The organism is Propylenella binzhouense (assembly GCF_009866965.1).
Classification (GTDB): domain Bacteria; phylum Pseudomonadota; class Alphaproteobacteria; order Rhizobiales; family Afifellaceae; genus Propylenella; species Propylenella binzhouense.
In genome coordinates, this window is the sequence record NZ_SPKJ01000002.1 from 133,643 (window position 1) to 153,470 (window position 19,828).

At 70.2% G+C, this 19,828-nt stretch carries 16 protein-coding genes; 8 read left to right on the forward strand and 8 right to left on the reverse strand.

Features of this window, described 5'->3' with window-relative positions; genetic code table 11:
• Positions 1-15 precede the first annotated feature (15 nt).
• The 3 genes from E4O86_RS01375 to mscL are packed head-to-tail and all read right to left on the reverse strand — an operon-like array spanning position 16 to position 2,741.
• Positions 16-1,080, reverse strand: coding sequence for an AbrB family transcriptional regulator (locus tag E4O86_RS01375; RefSeq protein ID WP_161138715.1), 1,065 nt, complete (start codon positions 1,078-1,080; stop codon positions 16-18).
• 13 nt (positions 1,081-1,093) lie between these two features.
• Positions 1,094-2,263, reverse strand: a complete 1,170-nt coding sequence (locus E4O86_RS01380; RefSeq protein WP_161138716.1) for a pyridoxal phosphate-dependent aminotransferase — start codon at positions 2,261-2,263, stop codon at positions 1,094-1,096.
• Between the two features lie 52 nt (positions 2,264-2,315).
• Positions 2,316-2,741 (reverse strand): large conductance mechanosensitive channel protein MscL, encoded by a 426-nt coding sequence (mscL, locus tag E4O86_RS01385; RefSeq protein WP_161138743.1) that lies wholly within the window; start codon positions 2,739-2,741, stop codon positions 2,316-2,318.
• 149 nt (positions 2,742-2,890) lie between these two features.
• On the opposite strand from mscL, the gene E4O86_RS01390 reads away from it, so the two are divergent.
• Positions 2,891-6,385 carry a PAS-domain containing protein gene (locus E4O86_RS01390; RefSeq protein WP_161138717.1) on the forward strand — a complete coding sequence of 1,165 codons (3,495 nt, stop codon included), beginning with the start codon at positions 2,891-2,893 and terminating at the stop codon, positions 6,383-6,385.
• Here E4O86_RS01390 and E4O86_RS01395 read toward each other — a convergent pair whose 3' ends face one another.
• Entirely contained in the window at positions 6,386-7,048 is a 663-nt protein-coding gene (locus E4O86_RS01395) for a LuxR C-terminal-related transcriptional regulator (protein ID WP_161138718.1), read from the reverse strand. It lies immediately after the preceding gene.
• A 256-nt stretch (positions 7,049-7,304) separates the two neighbouring features.
• On the opposite strand from E4O86_RS01395, the gene E4O86_RS01400 reads away from it, so the two are divergent.
• The 6 genes from E4O86_RS01400 (at position 7,305) to E4O86_RS01425 (ending at position 14,659) form a co-directional block, all read left to right on the forward strand.
• Positions 7,305-8,708: a glutamine synthetase family protein gene (locus E4O86_RS01400; protein ID WP_161138719.1), complete on the forward strand. Its 1,404-nt coding sequence runs from the start codon at positions 7,305-7,307 to the stop codon at positions 8,706-8,708.
• Between the two features lie 2 nt (positions 8,709-8,710).
• Positions 8,711-9,979 (forward strand): NAD(P)/FAD-dependent oxidoreductase, encoded by a 1,269-nt coding sequence (locus E4O86_RS01405; RefSeq protein WP_161138720.1) that lies wholly within the window; start codon positions 8,711-8,713, stop codon positions 9,977-9,979.
• Positions 9,980-10,023: 44 nt separating this feature from the next.
• Positions 10,024-10,464 (forward strand): DUF4112 domain-containing protein, encoded by a 441-nt coding sequence (locus E4O86_RS01410; protein WP_161138721.1) that lies wholly within the window; start codon positions 10,024-10,026, stop codon positions 10,462-10,464.
• Between the two features lie 132 nt (positions 10,465-10,596).
• Entirely contained in the window at positions 10,597-11,925 is a 1,329-nt protein-coding gene (locus E4O86_RS01415; protein WP_161138722.1) for a cytochrome c, read from the forward strand.
• Complete coding sequence (locus E4O86_RS01420; protein WP_161138723.1) at positions 11,922-12,419, forward strand: (2Fe-2S)-binding protein; 498 nt, start codon at positions 11,922-11,924, stop codon at positions 12,417-12,419. The genes E4O86_RS01415 and E4O86_RS01420 overlap by 4 nt, the downstream gene beginning before the upstream one ends.
• Positions 12,416-14,659: a molybdopterin cofactor-binding domain-containing protein gene (locus E4O86_RS01425; protein ID WP_161138724.1), complete on the forward strand. Its 2,244-nt coding sequence runs from the start codon at positions 12,416-12,418 to the stop codon at positions 14,657-14,659. Before E4O86_RS01420 ends, E4O86_RS01425 begins: the two co-directional genes overlap by 4 nt.
• 105 nt (positions 14,660-14,764) lie before the next feature.
• Here E4O86_RS01425 and E4O86_RS01430 read toward each other — a convergent pair whose 3' ends face one another.
• The 4 genes from E4O86_RS01430 to E4O86_RS01445 all read right to left on the reverse strand — a co-directional run bounded on the left by E4O86_RS01430 (position 14,765) and on the right by E4O86_RS01445 (position 18,767).
• Positions 14,765-15,829, reverse strand: a complete 1,065-nt coding sequence (locus E4O86_RS01430) for an ABC transporter ATP-binding protein (protein ID WP_161138725.1) — start codon at positions 15,827-15,829, stop codon at positions 14,765-14,767.
• Between the two features lie 7 nt (positions 15,830-15,836).
• On the reverse strand, positions 15,837-16,628 hold the full coding sequence (locus E4O86_RS01435) for an ABC transporter permease (protein WP_161138726.1): 792 nt from the start codon (positions 16,626-16,628) through the stop codon (positions 15,837-15,839).
• Positions 16,625-17,524 carry an ABC transporter permease gene (locus E4O86_RS01440; protein WP_161138727.1) on the reverse strand — a complete coding sequence of 300 codons (900 nt, stop codon included), beginning with the start codon at positions 17,522-17,524 and terminating at the stop codon, positions 16,625-16,627. The genes E4O86_RS01435 and E4O86_RS01440 overlap by 4 nt, the downstream gene beginning before the upstream one ends.
• 142 nt (positions 17,525-17,666) lie before the next feature.
• A complete protein-coding gene (locus E4O86_RS01445) occupies positions 17,667-18,767 on the reverse strand; it encodes an ABC transporter substrate-binding protein (RefSeq protein WP_246206077.1) in 1,101 nt (366 codons plus the stop codon).
• A gap of 308 nt (positions 18,768-19,075) precedes the next feature.
• On the opposite strand from E4O86_RS01445, the gene E4O86_RS01450 reads away from it, so the two are divergent.
• The coding region (locus E4O86_RS01450; RefSeq protein ID WP_161138728.1) for a lytic transglycosylase domain-containing protein at positions 19,076-19,828 on the forward strand (753 nt) is incomplete at its 3' end.

The window sequence follows — 19,828 nt, forward strand, 5'->3', positions numbered from 1 at the left end:
TGACCCTGCCTCCGCTCAGCCGCGCGGGCCGGGCCTCTTGCTGACCCATTTCGCGATGAGCGGCGTCGTCAGGGAGATCGCGAAGAAGCGCACCACGTGATGTGCGGCCACATAGGCCGGGTCGACGTCAAGCGCGAAGGCGACGATGATGAGCGCCTCGATGGCGCCGGGCGCGAACGCCATGAAGGCCTGGATGAAGCCGACCCCGAGCGTGACCGTGACGAGGGTCGCCGCGGCGAGCGAGATGCCCATCCCGATCGCGAAGGCGACGATCGCAGGCCCGCCGAGGCGCGGCAGGAGCTGCCAGTCGCCCGGACGGAAGCGGCTGCCCGCCACCGCGCCGAGAACGACCGTGGCCGGCGCGACGAGGCCGGGCGGAAGCTGTCCGTCGACCGCGCTTGTCAGATAGAGCACGGCCGTCGCGATGAGACCGCCGAGCATCAGCCCGCCGGGCAGCCTGGCCCGCATCAGCAGGATGCCGCCGACCGCGCCGAGCGCGAACACCATCGCCACCTGGTGGAGATCTGCCGTCGCCGTCTCGTGCACGGGCGCATCGGGTGCGCCTGTGCCGACGCCGGTCAGGAGCGCCAGGAGGGGAATGATCTCGATCAGAATCAGGAGCCGGACGGTCTGGGTGACGGCGATCTTCCTGAGGTCGGCATTGACCGATTCGGCGGTGGCCATGACCATGGCGAGCGAACCGGGCATCGCCGCGAGGAGCGCCGAGATCGGGTCCCAGCCGCACCACCGGTTGAGCCACCGGTAGGACATGGCGACCACGACGACGAGCGTCGCCAGGACGACCGCGAAGCTTACCGGCCAGGTCCGCATCTGCACGATCGTCTCCGGGCCCACTCCCGTCCCGGCATAGATGCCGAGAAACAGATAGACCGGCAGGCGCAGCCAGTTGGGCACCTCGGTCGGGAAGCCGGCGAGCGAGACGATCGCGACGGCGAGCAGGCTGCCGGAGAGCGTGCCCGCCGGGAGTCCGGCATAGGAGGCGAGGCTTCCGCCGGCCGCTCCCGCCAGGAGCGTCACGGAAATGCGCAGCGCCCTGACGCGGACGGGGCTCGCGGCCACGCCTGCCGACGACCTAGCGGGCGAGCCAGGAGGAGAGCCGCCGGGCCGCCTCCCGCATGTCGTCGGCGCGCCGCGCGAAGCAGATCCGCATATAGGGCTCGCCGCCGGGGCCGAACGCCGTGCCGGGCGCAAGCCCGATATTCGCCTCGTCGACGAGCCGGAGGCCGAGGCGGGAGGTGTCCGGCTCGTCCGTGATCGCGAAGAAGAGATAGAAGGCGCCGTCCGGCCAGGCGAAGCGGACCCGGTTCGACCCCTCGAGCGCGCCGCAGACGATCTGCCGTCCTTCCGCGGCGCGGGCGACCTGCTCGCGGACGAACCACTCGCCCTCCTCGAGGGCGGCCACCGCGGCGCGCTGCATGAAGGCGGCGACGCCGGAGGTCGAATACTGGATGAGGTTCTCGAGCACCGGCCCGAGCGATTCCGGCGCCGCGATCCAGCCGATCCGCCAGCCCGTCATCGCCCAGTTCTTCGAGAACGTGTTGACGAACAGGATGCGGTCGCCTTCGGACATCACGTCGTAGAAGGACGGCGCCCGCTCGCGCCCGTAGACGAAGCGGTTGTAGACCTCGTCCGCGACGATCCAGAGGCCGTGGCGGCGGGCGAGCGCGAGCAGGAACCGAAGATCCTCTTCCGTCGCCGTCCAGCCGGTCGGATTGGACGGCGAATTGATGAAGATCGCGCGGGTCTTCTCGTTGATTGCGGCGGCCACAGCATCGAGATCGAGGCTCCAGCGCGATCCTGAGAGCGTGATCGGGACGAAGCGCGGGGTTCCGCCGGCCACGCCGAGCGCCGCGGCGAAGTTCGGCCAGGCCGGCGTCGGCACGATCACCTCGTCGCCGGTTCCGGCGACCGCGGCGATGGCGATCTGGATCGCCTGCATGCCGGATCCGGTCACGTAGAAGCGCTCGTGCTCGAAGCTCCGGCCGAACTGCCGCTCGTGATAGGCGGCGAGCGCCCGGCGGAGTTCCGGGATGCCGCGCTGCCAGGTGTAGAAGGTCTCGCCAGCGGCGAGCGAGCGGGCGGCGGCCTGGCAGATGAAGTCCGGCGTCGGAAGATCGCCCTCGCCGGCCCAGAGCGGGATCATCCCCGGCCGCTCCCGGCCGTAGTTCATGACTTCGACAATGCCGGATTCCGGCGCTTCGCGTGCTTCGCGGCGAAGCGCCCCGAGGAGCGTCTGGTTCATGGGCGAGAGCCCTAGCGCAACTCCCGCGGCCGGGAAAGCGGAGAGCGCGCGCTCAGCCGCCGCGCGCCTTCAGGAGGTCCCGGATCTCCATCAGGAGCTGGACGTCCTGCGGCGGGGGCGGCGCCTCGGCGGGCTTTTCGATCTGCTTCTGCGTCAGGCGGTTGATCGCCTTCACCAGGATGAAGACCGCGAAGGCGACGATGACGAACTTCACGATCGCATTGATGAAGAGGCCGATGTTCCAGGTCACGGCGCCGTCCGCCTTGGCCTGCGCCACCGTGTTGTAGGTGCCCGTGCCCTTCAGCACGACGAAGATCTGCGAGAAGTCGATGCCGCCGAGGATCAGGCCGATCGGCGGCATGATGATGTCGTCCACGAGCGAGGAGACGATCGCACCGAAGGCGCCGCCGATGATGATGCCGACCGCGAGGTCGAGCGCGTTGCCGCGCAGCGCGAACTTCTTGAATTCCTCGAACACGGCCGAGCCCCCCTTCGGATGCGCATCCTGCCATTGTGCCCCGAAGCCGGCGAAGGACAAGCGCGACTTCGTCCTGAGCCCCTGCCGGGGAAGCTGCCACGGGCCTCGCCGGCTGCTATGATCCGGCCGAGGTTGGATCGGGTTTCGCCGTGCTCGGCTGGGTCGCCGTCCTGACGGCCATCGCCTATATCGCCGCGCTGTTCGCCGTGGCCGCCTACGGCGACCGGGCGCGCGCGCGGAGCCGCACGTCGGGCCGCCCGATCCTCTACGCGCTGGCGCTCTCCGTCTACTGCACCTCCTGGACCTTCTTCGGATCGGTCGGGCTCGCCTCGCGCACCGGCTGGGAGTTCCTGGCGATCTATCTCGGGCCGATCCTGGTGTTCACGCTCGGCTATCCGGTGCTGAAACGGGTGGTCCGGCTCTCCAAGGCGGAGCGCATCACCTCGGTCGCGGATTTCGTCGGCGCCCGCTACGGCAAGAGCCAGGCGGTCGCCATCGTGACCACCCTCATCGCCGCGGTGGGCGTCATCCCCTATATCGCGCTCCAGCTGAAGGCGATCGCCGCCTCGGTCGCGACGCTGATGCCGGGGCTCGCCGCGGGCGCGCTCCCGGCCTTCGCCGATCTCGCGCTGCTCCTCGCCGGCGCGCTGGCGCTCTTCGCGATCCTGTTCGGCACCCGCCATGCCGACGCGACCGAGCACCAGGACGGCATGATGCTCGCCATCGCGGTCGAGGCGGTCGTGAAGCTCGCGGCGTTCCTGGTGGTCGGCGGCTACGTCACCTACGTGCTGAACGACGGTCTCGGCGACCTCCTCGGCCGGGCCCTCCGCGATCCCGAGATCGCCGCGACGCTCGCGGGGGAGCGCGCCGGCGGGCGATGGATCACCATGACCGTCCTCTCCGCCTGCGCCTGCATCCTGCTGCCGCGCCAGTTCCACGTCACCGCCGTGGAGAGCCGGGGCCCGGGCGAGCTGCGCTCGGCCGCCTGGCTCTTCCCGGCCTATCTTGCGGCGATCAATCTCTTCGTCGTGCCGCTCGCGATTGCCGGCCGCTTCGCCTTCGGCGCGGCATCCGACGGCGACCTCTTCGTGCTGCGGCTCCCCTTGGAGGCGGGCGCCGGCGCGGTGACGCTGATCGCGTTCCTCGGCGGCCTTTCGGCGGCCACGGCCATGGTGATCGTGGCGAGCGTGGCGCTCGCGATCATGCTCTCCAACGAGATCGTGCTGCCGCTCATCCTGCGCGGCCGCAGCCGGAGCCTGCTCCCGGCCGACATGAGCGGCTTCGTGCTCAACGTCCGGCGCGGCGCGATCGTGCTCGTGCTCCTTTCCGGCTATCTCTACTACCGGGCCGCCGGCGCGCCCGTCCTCGCCTCGATCGGGCTCCTCTCCTTCGCCGCCGTCGCGCAGCTCGCGCCCGCCTTCTTCGGCGGGCTCGTGTGGCGGCGGGCAACGGCGCGCGGCGCGATCGCCGGCATGACCGCGGGCATCCTGGCCTGGGCCTACACGCTGCTCCTCCCGGACCTCGTGGCGGCCGGCCTGCTCTGGCCCGACCTGCTGCAGTCCGGGCCGTTCGGCATCGCGATCCTCAGGCCGCAGGGCCTCCTCAACCTCTCGCTCGACCCGCTCACCCACGGCGTCGTCTGGAGCCTTTCGCTCAACCTCCTGGCCTATGTCGCCGTGTCGCTCACCCGCCAGCCCCGGCCGATGGAGCGGCTCCAGGCCAACCTCTTCGTCCCGCTCGAACGGTTACCCTCGCCGAAGATCAGGCCGATCGGCACCGGCGTGCGGATCGGCGAGCTGCAGGAGGTCGCCGCCCGCTATCTCGGCGCGGAGCGGGCGGAGCGCTCCTACCAGCGCTTCCGCAACGAGACCGGCCGCGAGCTCGATCCGCGCGCGACCGCCGACCTCAACGTGCTTCACTTCACCGAGCAGCTGCTCGCGAGCGCCATCGGCGCCGCCTCGTCGCGGCTCGTGCTCTCGCTTCTCCTCGAGCGCGAGAATCCCTCCCAGCGCGGCGCCCAGCGCCTCCTCGACGATGCCGAGGCGGCGCTCCACTACAATCGCCACCTCCTCCAGGGCGTCCTCAACCGCATCGAGCAGGGCGTCGCCGTCTTCGATGCCGACTGCCGGCTGGTCTGCTGGAACCGGAACTTCAGACTGCTCCTCGCGCTTGGCCTCGAGCACGGGCGCGTAGGCGCGCCGCTCCGCGAGATGATCCGGGACCTCGCGGCCGCGGGCCTTTTCGGTCCCGGCGAGACCGACGCGGTCGCCGACGATGCGCTCGCGCGGCTCGTTGATGCGCGCGCGGGCCTGAGGGAGCGCCATCCGGCGACGGGCCGCCTGCTCACGATCGAGCCGCAACAGATCGGGGAGACCGGCCTCCTCTTCACCGTGACGGACATCACGGAGCGCGCGGAAAGCCAGGCCGCGCTCGAGCAGGCGCGCGCCACGCTCGAGCAGCGCGTGGCCGAGCGCACCGAGGAGCTGACGCGGCTCAACGCTGCGCTCGAGGCGGCGAACGCGGCCGCGGAGGAGGCCAATATCGGCAAGACCCGGTTCATCGCCGCCGCCGGGCACGACGTGCTGCAGCCGCTCAACGCCGCAAGGCTCTACGCCACGGCGCTGTCGGAACGCTCCGCCGGCACCCCGAATGCCGAGCTCGCGCACAATGTCGAGACGGCGCTCGACGCGGTCGAGGACATCTTCCGCGCGGTGCTGGAGATCTCGCGGCTGGATACCGGCCGGCTCAGGCTGGACCTGCGGCCGGTCGCGATCGCCGACATCCTGGAGCGGCTCCGCGTCGACTTCGAGCTCGCGGCGCGCTCGAAGGGCCTGACGCTGACGGTCGTGCCCTCCTCGCTCACCGTCGTGTCCGACCCGCATCTCCTCGGCCGCCTCCTCCAGAATCTCGTCTCCAACGCGGTCAAGTACACGCCGGCCGGCGGCGCGGTGCTGGTCGGGTGCCGGCGCCGGCGCGGTCGCGTCTCGGTCGAGGTGGTCGATACCGGGATCGGCATCGCCGAAGCGGAGCAGGCGCTGGTCTTCCAGGAATTCCGCCGGCTGGAGGCGGGCGCAAGGGTGGCGCCGGGGCTCGGGCTCGGCCTTTCGATCGTGGAGCGGATCGGGCGCGTGCTCGAGGCGCCGATCCGCTTCGTCTCCGCGCCCGGCCGCGGGACGCGCTTCACTGTTGTGCTGCCCTCCGCGCCGGGGCTGCCGCGCGCCGCGCCGGCGGAAATGTCCGAAGCGGCTTCCTCCGTGCTGCCGCCGGCGATGCTGGTGCTCTGCATGGACAACGATCCGAAGATCCTGTCGGGCATGGAGGCGCTGCTCGCGGGCTGGGGATGCCGCGTGGTCGCCGCGGAGAACGCCCGGGCGGCGCTGCGGGCGCTACGCCATGCCGGCCGGCCCGACATCATGCTCGTCGACTACCATCTCGACGAAGCCACCGGGCTCGGCGCCATCAGCGAGCTGCGCAGCCGGTTCGGCCCGGACGTGCCCGCGGTGCTCATCACCGCCGACCGCTCGGCGGAGCTCAAGGAGCGTGCGCGCCGGGCCGGCGTGCGCGTCCTCAACAAGCCGCTGAAGCCGGCCGCGCTCAGGGCGCTGATGATGCAGACGATGACGATCCGGTCCGCGGCGGAATGACTATTCGGCCGCGTGGAGCTGCCACTGGCCGAGGTCGAACCGGCCGGCGGTGAGCACCGCCTTGGTCCTGTTCTCGACCCCGAGCTTCTGGAGCACCGCCGAGACATGCGCCTTGACCGTCGCCTCCGAGACGCCGAGCTCGTAGGCGATCTGCTTGTTGAGGAGCCCCTCCGAGAGCATCATCAGCACCCGCGCCTGCTGCGGCGTGAGGGTGCGGAGGCGGGCGGCGATCTCCGCCTCCACCTTGGCCTCGGCATCGAGGGCGATTCCGTGCGGGGTCCAGATGTCGCCGGAGAGCAGCGTCGCGACGGCCTGGGCGACGACGGCCGGCGCGGCCGATTTCGGGATGAACCCGGACGCGCCGAGCGCGATCGCCCGCCGGATCGTCGCCGGGTCCTCGCTTCCGGAGACGACGCAGATCGGGATCTCCGGATATTGCGCGCGCAGATAGACGAGGCCGGAAAAGCCCCGCGTGCCGGGCATGGAGAGGTCGAAGAGCACGAGATCCGGCTCGTCGAGATCGCGGATCGCCGCGGCGACCTCGTCGAGGGTGCCCGCCTCGATGATGCGCGCGCCCGGGAATGCGGCCCCGACGGTCTGCCGGAGCGCCCCGCGAAAGAGCGGATGATCGTCTGCCACTATGAACGTGACCGCCTCAGTCACAGGGTTCCTCCATCTCTGCGAGTGATCCTCGCTCCTTTTCCGGAGACATTACCGGGATGAGACCATTTTTCAAATAAGCCGTCGGCGCGGCCCGGCCTTGTTCTGGATCAAGGCCGCGCGTGCGCCGAAGGGTGTTTGGTCCGGCGTTGGACGAGACCTGACGCGCGACGGCGAGCGGACCGGCCGACGGCGGACCACCCGTCGGAATTGCTTTTCCTCCCACGAACGGACCGGCTAGAAAGGGGCGAGGGAGATCATGACAGTCATCGAGCGAGAAGCGACCCCATCGGAAGCCCCGGCCGCCCGCGGCGTAGCCGACCTGTCCGAAGCGCGGCAATGGTGCCGCAGCCGGCGGATCGAAGACGTCGAGTGCATCATTCCCGACCAGGCCGGCGTTGCACGCGGCAAGCTGATGCCCACCGAGAAGTTCTTCGGCGGCCGTCCGATGACGCTGCCGGGGTCGATCTTCACCCAGACGATCACCGGCGAATATCCCGAAGAGGAGGAGGCCTTCCTGGAAGGGCTCACCGACGGCGACCTGCTCTTCCTGCCCGACTTCTCAACTCTTGCGATCGTCCCCTGGGCGAGCGACCCGACCGCGCAGGTCATCCACGACGCCTTCCACAAGGACGGGACGCCCTTCGAGATCGCGCCGCGCCAGGTGCTCCGGCGCGTCGTGGAACTCTACACCAGGCGCGGATTGAGACCGGTCGTCGCGCCGGAGATGGAGTTCTACCTCGTCAAGCCGAACATCGACCCGGACTATCCGCTCGAGCCGCCGGTCGGCCGTTCCGGGCGCCCGGAGCGCGCGCGGCAGGCCTATTCGATCACCGCGGTCAACGAGTTCGAGGCCCTCTTCGACGACGTCTACGAGTTCTCCGAGGCGCAGGGACTCGAAATCGACACGCTCGCGCACGAGGACGGCACCGCCCAGATGGAGATCAATCTCCGTCACGGCGACCCGGTCGAGCTCGCCGACCAGGTCTTCCTGTTCAAGCGTACGATCCGCGAGGCCGCGCTCCGCCACAACATGTATGCGACCTTCATGGCGAAGCCGATCGCCGACGAGCCCGGCTCGGCCATGCACATTCACCATTCGGTGGTGGACATCGCGACCGGAGCGAACGTCTTCTCCAACCCGGACGGCGGGTCGTCGCAGACCTTCCTCGGGTACATCGCCGGGCTGCAGACCTACATTCCGCGCGTCATGTGCATGATGGCGCCCTTCGTGAATTCTTACCGCCGCCTTTCGCGCAACACGTCGGCGCCGATCAACGTGCGCTGGGGGCACGACAACCGGACGGTCGGCCTGCGCGTGCCGCTCTCCAATCCGGAGGATCGCCGGGTCGAGAACCGCGTGCCGTCCTCCGACGCCAATCCCTATCTCGCGATCGCCGCATCGCTCGCCTGCGGCTACCTGGGCATCGTCAACGGGCTCGAGCCGGACAAGCCCCAGGAGGGCCCGAACAAGGATCCGGTCTTCACGCTTCCGCGCTCGATCCTCGACGCGGTGAGGCTCCTCGAGAACACGCCTGAACTGGTCGAGATCTTCGGGGAGAGCTTCGTGCGCACCTATCGCACGATCAAGGAGACCGAGTTCGAGACCTACATGGGCGTCATCAGCGCCTGGGAGCGCGAGTACCTGCTTCTCAGCGTCTGACGATGCGCCCGGCGCTGCCTGAGCCCTTCTACGCCCGCTGCATCGCGGACCCGCCGCGCTTTGCCCCGCTCGAGGGGACGCACGAGGCCGACCTCGTGGTGGTGGGGGGCGGCTTCACCGGGCTTTCGGCGGCGCTCGCCGCTGCCGAGGCGGGGCGGTCCGTGGTGCTGCTCGAGGCCGGGCGCCTTGCCGCCGGCGCTTCGGGGCGGAACGGCGGCCAGCTCCATTCCGGCCAGCGGCAGGACGTGCTCTGGCTCGAAACGCATTTCGGCTATGGCCGCGCGCTCGCGCTCTGGCGCTTCGGCGAGGCCGCGAAGGCGCATGTGCTCGGCCTGATCGACCGCTTCGGGATCGAGTGCAACCTGCAGCGTGGCCTCATCCACGCCCTCCACAAGCCGGGGCTCGTGATCGAGGCGAAGGAGCATGTCGAAGCGCTCGGCGACCGCTATTCCTACCCGGTCGAGTATCTCGGACGCGAGGAGACGGCGGCTGCGCTCGGTTCGCGCGCCTATTTCGGTGCGATCAGGGATCCGGGCGGCGCCCACCTGGACCCGCTCCGCCTCGCCCACGGCCTTGCGCGGGCCGCGGTCTCGGCCGGCGCCGCGCTCCACGAGGAGAGCGCGGCGACGGCGCTTTCGCGGCACGGCGCCGGACCTTTGGTGCGCACCGCCCGCGGCGAGGTGCGGGCACGGCACGTGATCGTCGCCACCAACGGACGCTCGAACGGCCTCGAGCGGGCGACCCGGCGCCGGACGCTCGGGATCAACAGCTACATGGTCGCGACCGAGCCGCTCGGCCCGCTCGGCGACACGATCCTGCCCGGCGGCGAAGGCGCCTCGGACAGCCGCTTCGTCGTCCGCTACTGGCGCAAGCTCGCCGACGGGCGACTGACCTTCGGCGGCGGCGAGAGCAATGCCGGCAGAATCCCGTCCGACATCCGATCCTTCGTGCTGCCGCATCTCCTCGACGTCTACCCGCAGCTCAAGGACGTCGGCATCGCGCATGCCTGGGGCGGCATCGTCACGGTCACCAAGCCGCGCCTTCCCTTCGTCCGCGAGATCGCGCCCCAAGTCTGGGCGGCGGCCGGCTTTTCGGGCCAGGGGGTGGGCCTCGCCCCCTATGTGGGGCGGCTTCTCGTGGAGCGCCTGCACGGGCGCGGCGGCGAGCTCGACCTCTATACCCGCCTCCACATCCCGCCGCTGCCGAGCAGCACCTGGATGAGGCGGGCGCTGGTTTCGCTTGCGATCTGGTACGGCCGGCTCGGCGACTGACGGCCGGCGTTGGAACCGGCCGGCGCCATCACCATTTCCGGGCCATGACAGCGATCGACGCATCCTCCCCTTCGAGATCCGGCCCGGCGACTGGCTTCGCCGGCCGTTACGTCGCCGACGACGAGACCACGCGGCGCATGCGCCGCCTCGACAATCTCGAGAGATGGCTCGACCGTCAGTTCTACGTCCCGGGCATCAGGATGCCGGTCGGCGTCGACGGCATCGTCGGGCTGCTGCCGGTGGTCGGCGACACCGCGACGGCGGCGCTCTCGGCCTACATCGTCTGGGAGGCGCACAAGGCCGGCGCCGACGGTTCGGTGAAGGCGAGGATGCTCGGCAACATCGCGCTCGACTATCTGATCGGGCTCGTGCCGGTGATCGGCTGGGTGGGCGACTTCTTCCACAAGGCCAACACGAAGAACGTGCGCCTGCTCAAGCGGCACCTTGCCGAGCGGGGCCGCCTGGCGGGGCCCGCCGAGCTCTGAGGCGGCCGCCAATCCGGGGCGCGCCGGTCTCCGGGCGCACAATCCACGCCCGGTCCGGAACGGCTGGTCCCGCCGCGCATTAGCGATTCGTTTCCCGGCTCGCCGGGTCGCTCCCGCGCGCGAGGGACCGCAATGTGGAAGCGCCTCCTTCTCGGCCTGATCGTGCTGGTCCTGGCGGCCGGCATCGGCTTCTTCGCGCTCGCCTGGCGCTCCGCCTACGATCCGATCGACCCGCCCGGCCGCACCGCCTTCGACGACGCGGCGATCGCCCGGGGCGCCGCGCTCGCCGGGATCGGCGACTGCGCGGTGTGCCACACCGCCGCGGGCGGGGAGGCCTATGCCGGCGGACTGCCGATCCCGACGCCGTTCGGCACGATCTACTCCACCAACATCACGCCCGACCCCGAGACCGGCATCGGCCGCTGGTCGGAGGCGGCGTTCCGCCGCTCGATGCGCGAGGGCGTCGCCCGCGACGGCAGCCATCTCTATCCGGCCTTCCCCTACCCGCATTTCACCAAGGCGACCGACGAGGACATCCGCGCCATCTACGCCTTCCTGATGACCCGGGAGCCGGTGCGGGCCGAGGCGCCGGCGAACCAGCTGCCGTTCCCGCTGAACTTCCGGCCGCTGATGGCGGGCTGGAACCTGCTCTTCCTCGACGAGGGCCCGTTCCGGCCGGATCCGAACCAGAGCGAGGCCTGGAACCGCGGCGCCTATCTCGCCGAGGGCCTCGGCCATTGCGGCTCCTGCCACACGCCGGTCAACGCGCTCGGCGCCGAGAGGAAGGACAGGCGCTATGCGGGCGGCGTCGCCGAAGGCTGGCACGCCCCGGCGCTCGACGCGAGCTCGCCGGCGCCGATGCCCTGGACGGAGGAGGCGCTCGCGAACTACCTGCGCGGCTGGGATCCGCATCACGGCCTCGCGGCCGGGCCGATGGCGCCGGTGGTGGAGACCATGAAGGACGCCCCGGCGGCCGACATCGCGGCGATCGCGACCTATGTCGCCTCGCTCTCCGGCGGCCGGACGGCGAGCCGCCGCAGCGCGGACCAGGTCGTGGCCTTCGCCGAGGAGCGCGCCTTCGGCCCCGTGCCCCAGGTCGACCGGCCGAAGATCAGCGCGGTCCAGGCCGAGGGATTGCAGGACGGCGAGCGGCTCTTCGTCGGCGCCTGCGCGACCTGCCACCACGAAGGCGGCGCGCTTCCCTATACGCGCCCGGTCGAGCTCTCCTTCAGCTCCAGCGTCACCGGTCCGGACCCGCGCAACCTGGTCCGGATCGTCCTCGACGGCATCCATCCGCCCGAGGGGCAGCCGGGACCCATCATGCCGGGCTTCGCCGGCGCGCTCACGGATCAGCAGCTCGAGGCGCTCCTCATCTATGTGCGGCGGCATTTCGGCAACGCGCCGGCCTGGCGCGAGCTCGGCGCGACGATCCGGGACATCAGAGGGAGTGACGCGTCATGATGGCTCTCGACGTGAACGGCACGACCCGCCAGGTCGACGCCGATCCCGACACGCCGCTCCTCTACGTGCTGCGGAACGACCTCGCGCTGAACGGCGCCAAGTTCGGCTGCGGTCTCGGCCAATGCGGGGCCTGCACCGTGATGGTCGACGGCAATGCGGTCTTTTCCTGCGTGACGCCGATCTCGCTGCTGGAGGGCCGGCGGATCACCACGGTGGAAGGGCTCGGGACGGCGGAAAACCCGTCGCCGCTGCAGCAGGCCTTCATCGACGAGCAGGCCGCCCAGTGCGGCTATTGCATCGCGGGCATGATCATGCGCGCGCAGGCGCTGCTGGAGCGCAACGCCCGGCCGAGCGACGCCGAGATCCGGCGCCAGATGCAGCCGAATCTCTGCCGCTGCGGCACGCATATGCGGATCCTGAGGGCGGTGCGGCGCGCGGCCGACGCGATGGGATCGGCATCCGCCGCGCCCGCCGGCGGGGAGGCGCGGCTGTGAACGCGCAATTCCAGCCGAACCTGACGCGGCGCACGCTGCTCGGCGGCGGCGGCGCGCTGGTGGTGAGCTTCTCGCTTCGGCCCTTCGCGCGCGCGGCGGCGCAGGAGGTGCAGTCGGAGGCGGAGGCGTTGCCCGAATGGGGCAGCCTCAAGGACAATCCGATGCTCGATTCCTGGATCAGGATCGACGCGGAGGGCAAGGTGACCGTCTTCACCGGAAAGGCCGAACTGGGCCAGGGCATCAAGACGGCGCTGGTGCAGCTCGCAGCGGACGAGCTCTCGGTGCCGCTCGGATCGGTCGCGCTCGTGACCGCAGACACCGCCCGCACCGCCGACGAGGGCTATACCGCCGCCAGCCATTCCATGGAGGAAAGCGGGACCGCCATCTGGCATGCGGCCTCCCAGGTCCGCCACATCCTGACCGGCTGGGCGGCGGAACGGCTCGGCACCGGGGCGGGCGAGCTCCGCGCCGAGGGCGGCGCCGTGCTCGCTCCCGACGGCCGGCGCATCGGCTATGGCGAGCTCGTGGCCGGGCGCTCCCTCCATGTGGCGGCCGCCGCGCCCTCCCGGCTGAAGCCGGTCGGCGAATACAAGATCATCGGGACTTCGGTCGCCCGCATCGACATTCCGGCGAAGGTGACCGGCGGCGTCGCCTACGTCCAGGACCTGCGCCTGCCGGGCATGGTCCACGCCCGGATCGTCAGGCCGCCGAGCCGCGGCGCCCGGCTGACCGGCCTCGATACGCGCGGCGCGGAGGCCATTCCCGGGTTCCTGAAGGTGGTCCGCAACGGCAACTTCCTGGCCGTCGTCGCGGAACGGGAGTTCCAGGCGATCCGCGCGATGCAGGCGCTCGCCGCCGGAGCGACCTGGCAGCGCGCCGCCGCGCTGCCGAACGAGGACGAGATCTTCGAGGTCCTGCGGCGGCTCCAGTCCGAGGAGCGGGTCATCAAGGCGGAGGGTGGCGGCGTGACGAACGCCGCGCAGACGATCGAGGCGCGCTATCTCCGGCCCTACCAGATGCACGGCTCGATCGGCCCCTCCTGCGCCGTCGCCCTTTACGAGAACGACGCGCTCACCGTCTGGAGCCACACCCAGGGCGCCTTTCCGCTCCGCGCCGCGGTCTCCGAGCTTCTCCGGATGCCGCCGGAGAAGGTCCGCGTGATCCACATGGAAGGCGCCGGATGCTACGGCCATAACGCGGCCGACGATGTCGGCGGCGACGCGGCGCTCGTCGCCCGCGAAATGCCGGGCCGGCCGGTCCGGGTCCAGTGGATGCGCGAGCAGGAGCACGGCTGGGAGCCGCTCGGCTCGGCGATGATCACGGAGGCGAGCGGGCAGCTCGACGCGGACGGCAACCTCGTCGGCTGGACCTACGACGTCTGGAGCTGTCCCCATTCCACCCGGCCCGGCGGCGCGGGATGGCTTCTCCCGGGCTGGGAGATCGAAAGCCCGTTCCAGCCCGACCGGCCGAAGCCGATCCCGCAGCCGGCGGGCGGCGGCGACCGCAACGCGATCCCGCTCTACCGGATCCCGAACGTGCGGGTGGTGGATCATTTCATCCCCGAGATCCCGATCCGGACCTCGGCGCTCCGCTCGCTCGGAGCCTACATGAACGTGTTCTCCGTCGAGAGCTTCATGGACGAACTCGCGCGCGCGGCGAAGGCCGACCCGGTGGCGTTCCGGATGCGCTACCTGGAGGATCCGCGCGCGCGCGCCGTCGTCGAGACGGCCGCCGAGAAGTTCGGCTGGAAGCCCGGCGAGAAGCCCGGACCCGGCCGCGGCCAGGGCTTCGCCTTCGCGCGCTACAAGAACCTCGCCTGCTATGTCGCGATCGCGGTCGAGGCGGAGGTCGATGCCGGCACCGGCTACATCCACCTGCCGCGGATCGTGGCGGCCATCGACAGCGGGCTCGCGGTCAATCCGGACGGCATCCGCAACCAGACCGAAGGCGGCATCCTTCAGGCCTCGAGCTGGACGCGATTCGAGGAGGTGCGGTTCTCGACCGAGGAGATCACCAGCCGCGACTGGGGGAGCTATCCGATCATGCGGTTCGAATCGGTGCCGGGCTCGGTCGAGGTTCACATCGTCAACCGCCCCGACCAGCCGTTTCTCGGGACCGGCGAGGGCGCCCAGGGGCCGACCGCGGCGGCGATCGCCAATGCCGTGGCCGACGCGACCGGGGTCCGCATCCGCACTTTGCCGCTCAGCCCCAAGCGCGTGAAGGCGGCGCTCGGAGTCTGAGATGGCCGGACGGCGCGGAACGGAGCCCGAGGACCGGGGACCGGCGACCTATTCGGAATCTGAGCTCCTAGGCGGCCCGCTCGACGCCGCCGGGCATCACGCGGTTCAGGCGCGGTCGAGGACGACCAGATCCTCGCGCGCGAAGCTCACGGTGACGGGCGCGCCGCGCGCCGGGGGCGGCACGCTGGCCTGGTTGAACATGTCGAGCGAGATCGCCGATCCGCCGAGCGAGACGCGCACGCGCACGACCGAGCCGAGGAAGCTCACCTCGTCGATCGTGCCGCGGAGCCTGTTGTGATCGAGGTGGCCGTTCTGCAGCGAGAGCGCTTCGGGCCGGAGCGCCACGACGCGCGTTTCGCCGGCCTGCGATCCCGCGAGGCCGCGCGCGGAGACGATCTCCTGGCCGTCGACGGCGATCCGCCCCGAATCCGGATCGAGGACGCGGCCCTCGAGCAAATTGAGGGTGCCGACGAAGGAGGCGACGAAGCGCGTGCGCGGATAATTGTAGATCTCGAACGGCGAGCCGATCTGCTCCACCCGGCCTTCGCTCATGACGACGATCCGGTCCGACATCGAGAGGGCCTCCTCCTGGTCGTGCGTCACGTAGATCGTCGTGATTCCGAGGTCGCGCTGGAGCGCGCGGATCTCCTCGCGCAGCGACACCCTGATCTTGGCATCGAGCGCTGAGAGCGGCTCGTCGAGGAGCAGGACCTTGGGCCTGACCGCGAGGGCGCGGGCGAGCGCGACGCGCTGCTGCTGGCCGCCCGAGAGCTGGTAGGGATAGCGGCCGGCATGCTGCGGCAGCTTGACGATCTCGAGCATCTCGGCGACGCGCGCCCTGATCTCCTCCGCCGGCCGCCGCGCCACCCGCAGGCCGAAGCCGATATTCCCGGCGACCGTCATGTTGGGGAAGAGCGCGTAGGACTGGAAGACCATGCCTATGTCGCGCTGGTTCGGCCGCAGATCCGTGACCTCGCGCCCGTCGATGGAAACGGTGCCGGTGGTCGGGCGCTCGAAGCCCGCGACCATGCGCAGCGTCGTCGTCTTGCCGCATCCGGACGGTCCGAGAAACGACACGAACTCGCCGCGTGCGATGGAGAGGTCCATCTGGCGCACCACCTGCTGCTGGCCGAAGGCCTTGGTGATGCCCTGAAGCTCCAGAAACGGCATGGCGCTCTTATCCCTTCTCGGCTCTGGCCATGTAGCGGGCGCGCCCGAAGACCTGGATCAGCCCCATGCAGCCCCAGGTGACGACGAAGGCGATGATGGCGAGGGCGGCGGGCTCGTAGGCGCGGTTCGCGCCCACGAGCTGCATGTAGCTCGCGAAGACCGGCCGGTTGAGGAGGCTTCCCAGCACGAACTCGCCGATCACGATCGCGAATGTCAGGAAGGCGCCCGAAAGGACGGCGGAGCGCACGTTGGGCAGGATCACCCGGAAGAGGATCGTCGCGCGGCTCGCGCCGAGGCTCTCGGCCGCCTCCGTCAGGGTGCGGACGTCGATCGCGCGGAGCCCGGTGTCGATAGCGCGATACATGTAGGGCAGCGACAGGACGACATAGCCGAAGGTCAGCAGGAGATCGGTCGCCCGGACATTGCCCGTCATCGGCAGGAACGAGGACGAGTTGTAGAAGCGGAGATACCCGAAGACCAGCACGATCGGCGGAATGATGAGCGGCATCAGCGTGATGAACTCGACGACCGGCGCCAGCCGGGGCAGCTTCAGGCGTATCCAGTAGGCGGTCGGCAGGATCAGGAGGATGCCGATCACGATCGTCGCGACGGCGAGCAGGGCCGAATAGGCGACGCTCGACTGGAAGCGCGGATCGGCGAGCACGACCTGGTAGGCGTCGAAGGAATATTCGCCGCGGCGCATCCGCAGCGAAAATTCGAACGTGCCGATCAGCGGGAGCAGGAAATAGAGCGCGCCGAGCGCGATGGCGATCCAGGGCCCGATGCGGTTCGGCTTCATCGCAGCCACCTCTCGGCGCGGGCACGGAGCAGGATGTAGGCGCCGTTGGAGATTCCGGTGATGAGGATCATCCCGAGCGCGAGCGCGTAGCCGAGATTCTGGTCGTGCAGCACGTCGCCGCGGATCTGGGCATAGAGCAGGATTGTGACGATGTTGAGCGACGAGCCGGTGAGCGCATAGGCCGTGGCGACGGCACCGAACGCGTTCGCGAAGAGGAGGAGCGTGGTCCCGAGGATCGCCGGCCAGAGCACCGGGAAGGCGACGTGGCGCCAGTACTGCCAGCCGCTCGCACCGAGGATCGAGGACGCCTCGCGCCATTCCGGCTTCAGCCCGTCGAGCGCGGGGGCGAGGATGAGGACCATGAGCGGGATCTGGAAGTAGAGATAGGTGAGCGTCAGGCCCCAGAAGCTCAGGAGGTTGAAGCCCGTGCGGTAGAGATTGAAGCCGAACAGTTCCATCAGCAGCACGGTCACGAGCCCGAGCCGCCCGAGCGTCGCCAGGAAGGCGAAGGAGAGCGGGATGCCGGCGAAGTTTGAGGCGACGCCGGAGAAGGTCATGAGGACGGGCCGCACGAAGCGCGGCAATCCGCCGAGCACCGCCGCGTAGGCCAGGCCGAAGCCGAAGGCGGCGCCGAGCACGGCGGAGGCGGCGCTGACCTTGATCGAGATCCAGTAGGCCGAGACGATGTTGGGCTGGAGGAGCTTCGCCATATTGGCGAGCGTGAACTGGCCCTCGGCATCCTGGAACGCGCCGATCAGGAGCATGAAGGTCGGCCCGATCAGGAACATCAGGGCGAAGAGGAAGAACGGGGCGACACCGAGCCAGGTCGCGGCGCGGGCCCCGCTCCGCACGCGCGGCGCGGCGATCGGCAGGGAAGTCGTCTCGGTCTGAGCCATGCGGGATCCTGGGCGATCTCCGTCGGACCATGCCCTTGCGGCCGGGGAGGGGCAAGGCCGCAAGGTCCCCGGGGATGGGGAGCGCGGCCGCCGCCGAGGTGACGGCCGCGCGGAGGCTGGCGGGAGCGGGCGGCGTGCGCCGCTACTGGACGTTGGCGCCGACGACGCTGTCCCACTTGGTCGTGATGACGTCCTTCGCCGCGTTCTGCTCGTCGAGCGTCGGGAACACGGCCGCCTTGTAGGCTTCCGCCGGCGGCAGCTTGTCGAGCATCTCCTGCGGGATCTTGCCCTTCTCGGCGAGGTCGTTGAACCGGATGGGATGGCAGTAGCCCTTCAGCCAGAGGAGCTGGCCCTCGTCTGAATAGAGATGCTCCATCCAGAGCTTGGCGGCGTTCGGATGCGGCGCGAAGGCGCTGATCGCCTGGACGTAGACGCCGGCGACGACGCCGGTCTTCGGCACCACGACGTCGAGCGGCGGATTGCCCTTCAGCGTGTCGCGGTCGGCGAGCGCGTTGTAGTCCCAGCGGATCAGGATCGGCGTGGAGCCCTGCGCGACCGAAGCGGCCTTGCCGATGATGGGAACGAAATTGCCGGCCTTGTTCAGCTCGGCGAAATAATCGAGGCCTGCCTGCGCCGCCTTCGCCGCGTCGCCGCCCGCACGCGAGAGCCCGGCCGCGTAGACGCCCTGGATCGCCTGGTTCGAGGCGCGCGGATCGCCGGCGAGCGCAACCGCATTGGCATAGTCGCCCTTCAGGAGGTCATCCCAGTCCTGCGGGGATTCCGTCACGATGTCCTTGTTCACCTCGAAGGCGAGCACGCCGTAATAGTCGCCGTACCAGTGACCCTCGGCGTCCTTCGCGCTGTCCGGGATCGTATCCCAGGTGGAGACCTTGTAGGGCTGCAGCAGGCCTTCCGCCTTGGCGGACGGGCCGAAGGAGAGGCCGACATCGATCACGTCGGGAGCCTGCGGGCCGGTATTGCCCTTGTTCGCCTTGATCGCCTCGACCTCGTCGCCCGAGCCGGCGTCCGGGTTGAGCTCGTTCACCTTGAGCCCGTACTTGTCCTTGAAGCTCTGGATCACCTCGCCGTAATTGCACCAGTCGTGCGGGAGCGCGATCGTGGTGAGCTGGCCTTCCTTCTTGGCGGCCGCCACCAGCTCCTCCATCGACTGGGCGGAGGCGACGCTCGTCGCCGCGACGATCGCGGCGAGCGACACCGACAGCATTGAACTCCATCTCTTCATGACATTCTCCCTGAAAGGCATGCGACGCGATCGCTCCCGATCCCGCGGCCCGGACCAGCGTCGATAGCGCGCTTCTGTTGCGGTTCCATGTCTGTCCGAGGCCGCCGCGCGACGGTGGAGAGGCCGGAAGATCCCGTCCCGAATGCCGGCATGCGCCCCCCGCCCGCACGCATCCGCGCGCGGATGGTGGCCCATCTTCCGGTGAAGCGCCAGCGTCAGCCGCAGGCCCTTGCCGCATTGCGGGCACAATTCGGCCACAGCCTTCCACTAGCGGCCGAACGCTTCGCTCCCTGGAGGAACGCCCGACCATGCCTCGCGCCCCGTCGAACGCGCCCTGCGCCCGGCAAACCGCCGGACGCTTAGGCGCCGCACCGGGACTGGCCGTCCTGTGCCTCGGCCTGTCGATCGCCGCCGCCACCGCCGAGGAGCGCGAGCCGCTCCTTCCCGTCGCAAGAGAGGTGAAGGAGACGCAGCAGCAGCCGGCGCCCGCCGCCGAGGCCGAGCCGAAGGCGCAGACGGCCGCGGCGCGCTCGGACTGGCGCCCGGCACCCTCGGCCGGGCGGAGCCCCTACGACGCGCTCATCGCCCGCTACGCCGCCGCCTATGACGTGCCGCTCCCGATCGCGCATGCCGTGATCAAGAAGGAGAGCGGCTACAACGCGAACGCCACCGGGCTCGGCACGGTCGGGCTCATGCAGATCAAGCCCGCCACCGCGCGCGGCATCGGCTATACCGGGACGACGAAGGGGCTCTACGACCCGGAAACGAACCTCACCTGGGGCATGAAATACCTGGCCCGGGCCTATCAGCTCGGCGGCCGCGACGTCTGCGGCATGGCGCTGAGGTACCAGGGCGGCCACCGCGCCACCCGGATGACCGCCGCATCCCGGGAATATTGCGCCGACCTGAAGCGGATCCTCGCCACGTCGGGCGCAAGCGAGTTCGCGGTCGCGCGGGACACGGCGCCCGCAGCCGAGCCGGTGGTGGCGGCCGCCTTCGCCCCGCTGCCGGAGCCCCGCCCGACGCCGGCGCTTCTCGCCGCGGCGGAGGCGGCCGAGGCT

Excerpts from the sequence above, each read along its gene's own strand:
- E4O86_RS01380 (WP_161138716.1), bottom strand. The coding sequence starts at position 2,263 with ATGAACCAGACGCTCCTCGGGGCGCTTCGCCGCGAAGCACGCGAAGCG.
- E4O86_RS01400 (WP_161138719.1), top strand. The coding sequence starts at position 7,305 with ATGACAGTCATCGAGCGAGAAGCGACCCCATCGGAAGCCCCGGCCGCC.
- E4O86_RS01405 (WP_161138720.1), top strand. The coding sequence starts at position 8,711 with ATGCGCCCGGCGCTGCCTGAGCCCTTCTACGCCCGCTGCATCGCGGAC.
- E4O86_RS01410 (WP_161138721.1), top strand. The coding sequence starts at position 10,024 with ATGACAGCGATCGACGCATCCTCCCCTTCGAGATCCGGCCCGGCGACT.
- E4O86_RS01415 (WP_161138722.1), top strand. The coding sequence starts at position 10,597 with ATGTGGAAGCGCCTCCTTCTCGGCCTGATCGTGCTGGTCCTGGCGGCC.
- E4O86_RS01420 (WP_161138723.1), top strand. The coding sequence starts at position 11,922 with ATGATGGCTCTCGACGTGAACGGCACGACCCGCCAGGTCGACGCCGAT.
- E4O86_RS01430 (WP_161138725.1), bottom strand. The coding sequence starts at position 15,829 with ATGCCGTTTCTGGAGCTTCAGGGCATCACCAAGGCCTTCGGCCAGCAG.
- E4O86_RS01435 (WP_161138726.1), bottom strand. The coding sequence starts at position 16,628 with ATGAAGCCGAACCGCATCGGGCCCTGGATCGCCATCGCGCTCGGCGCG.
- E4O86_RS01440 (WP_161138727.1), bottom strand. The coding sequence starts at position 17,524 with ATGGCTCAGACCGAGACGACTTCCCTGCCGATCGCCGCGCCGCGCGTG.
- E4O86_RS01445 (WP_246206077.1), bottom strand. The coding sequence starts at position 18,767 with ATGAAGAGATGGAGTTCAATGCTGTCGGTGTCGCTCGCCGCGATCGTC.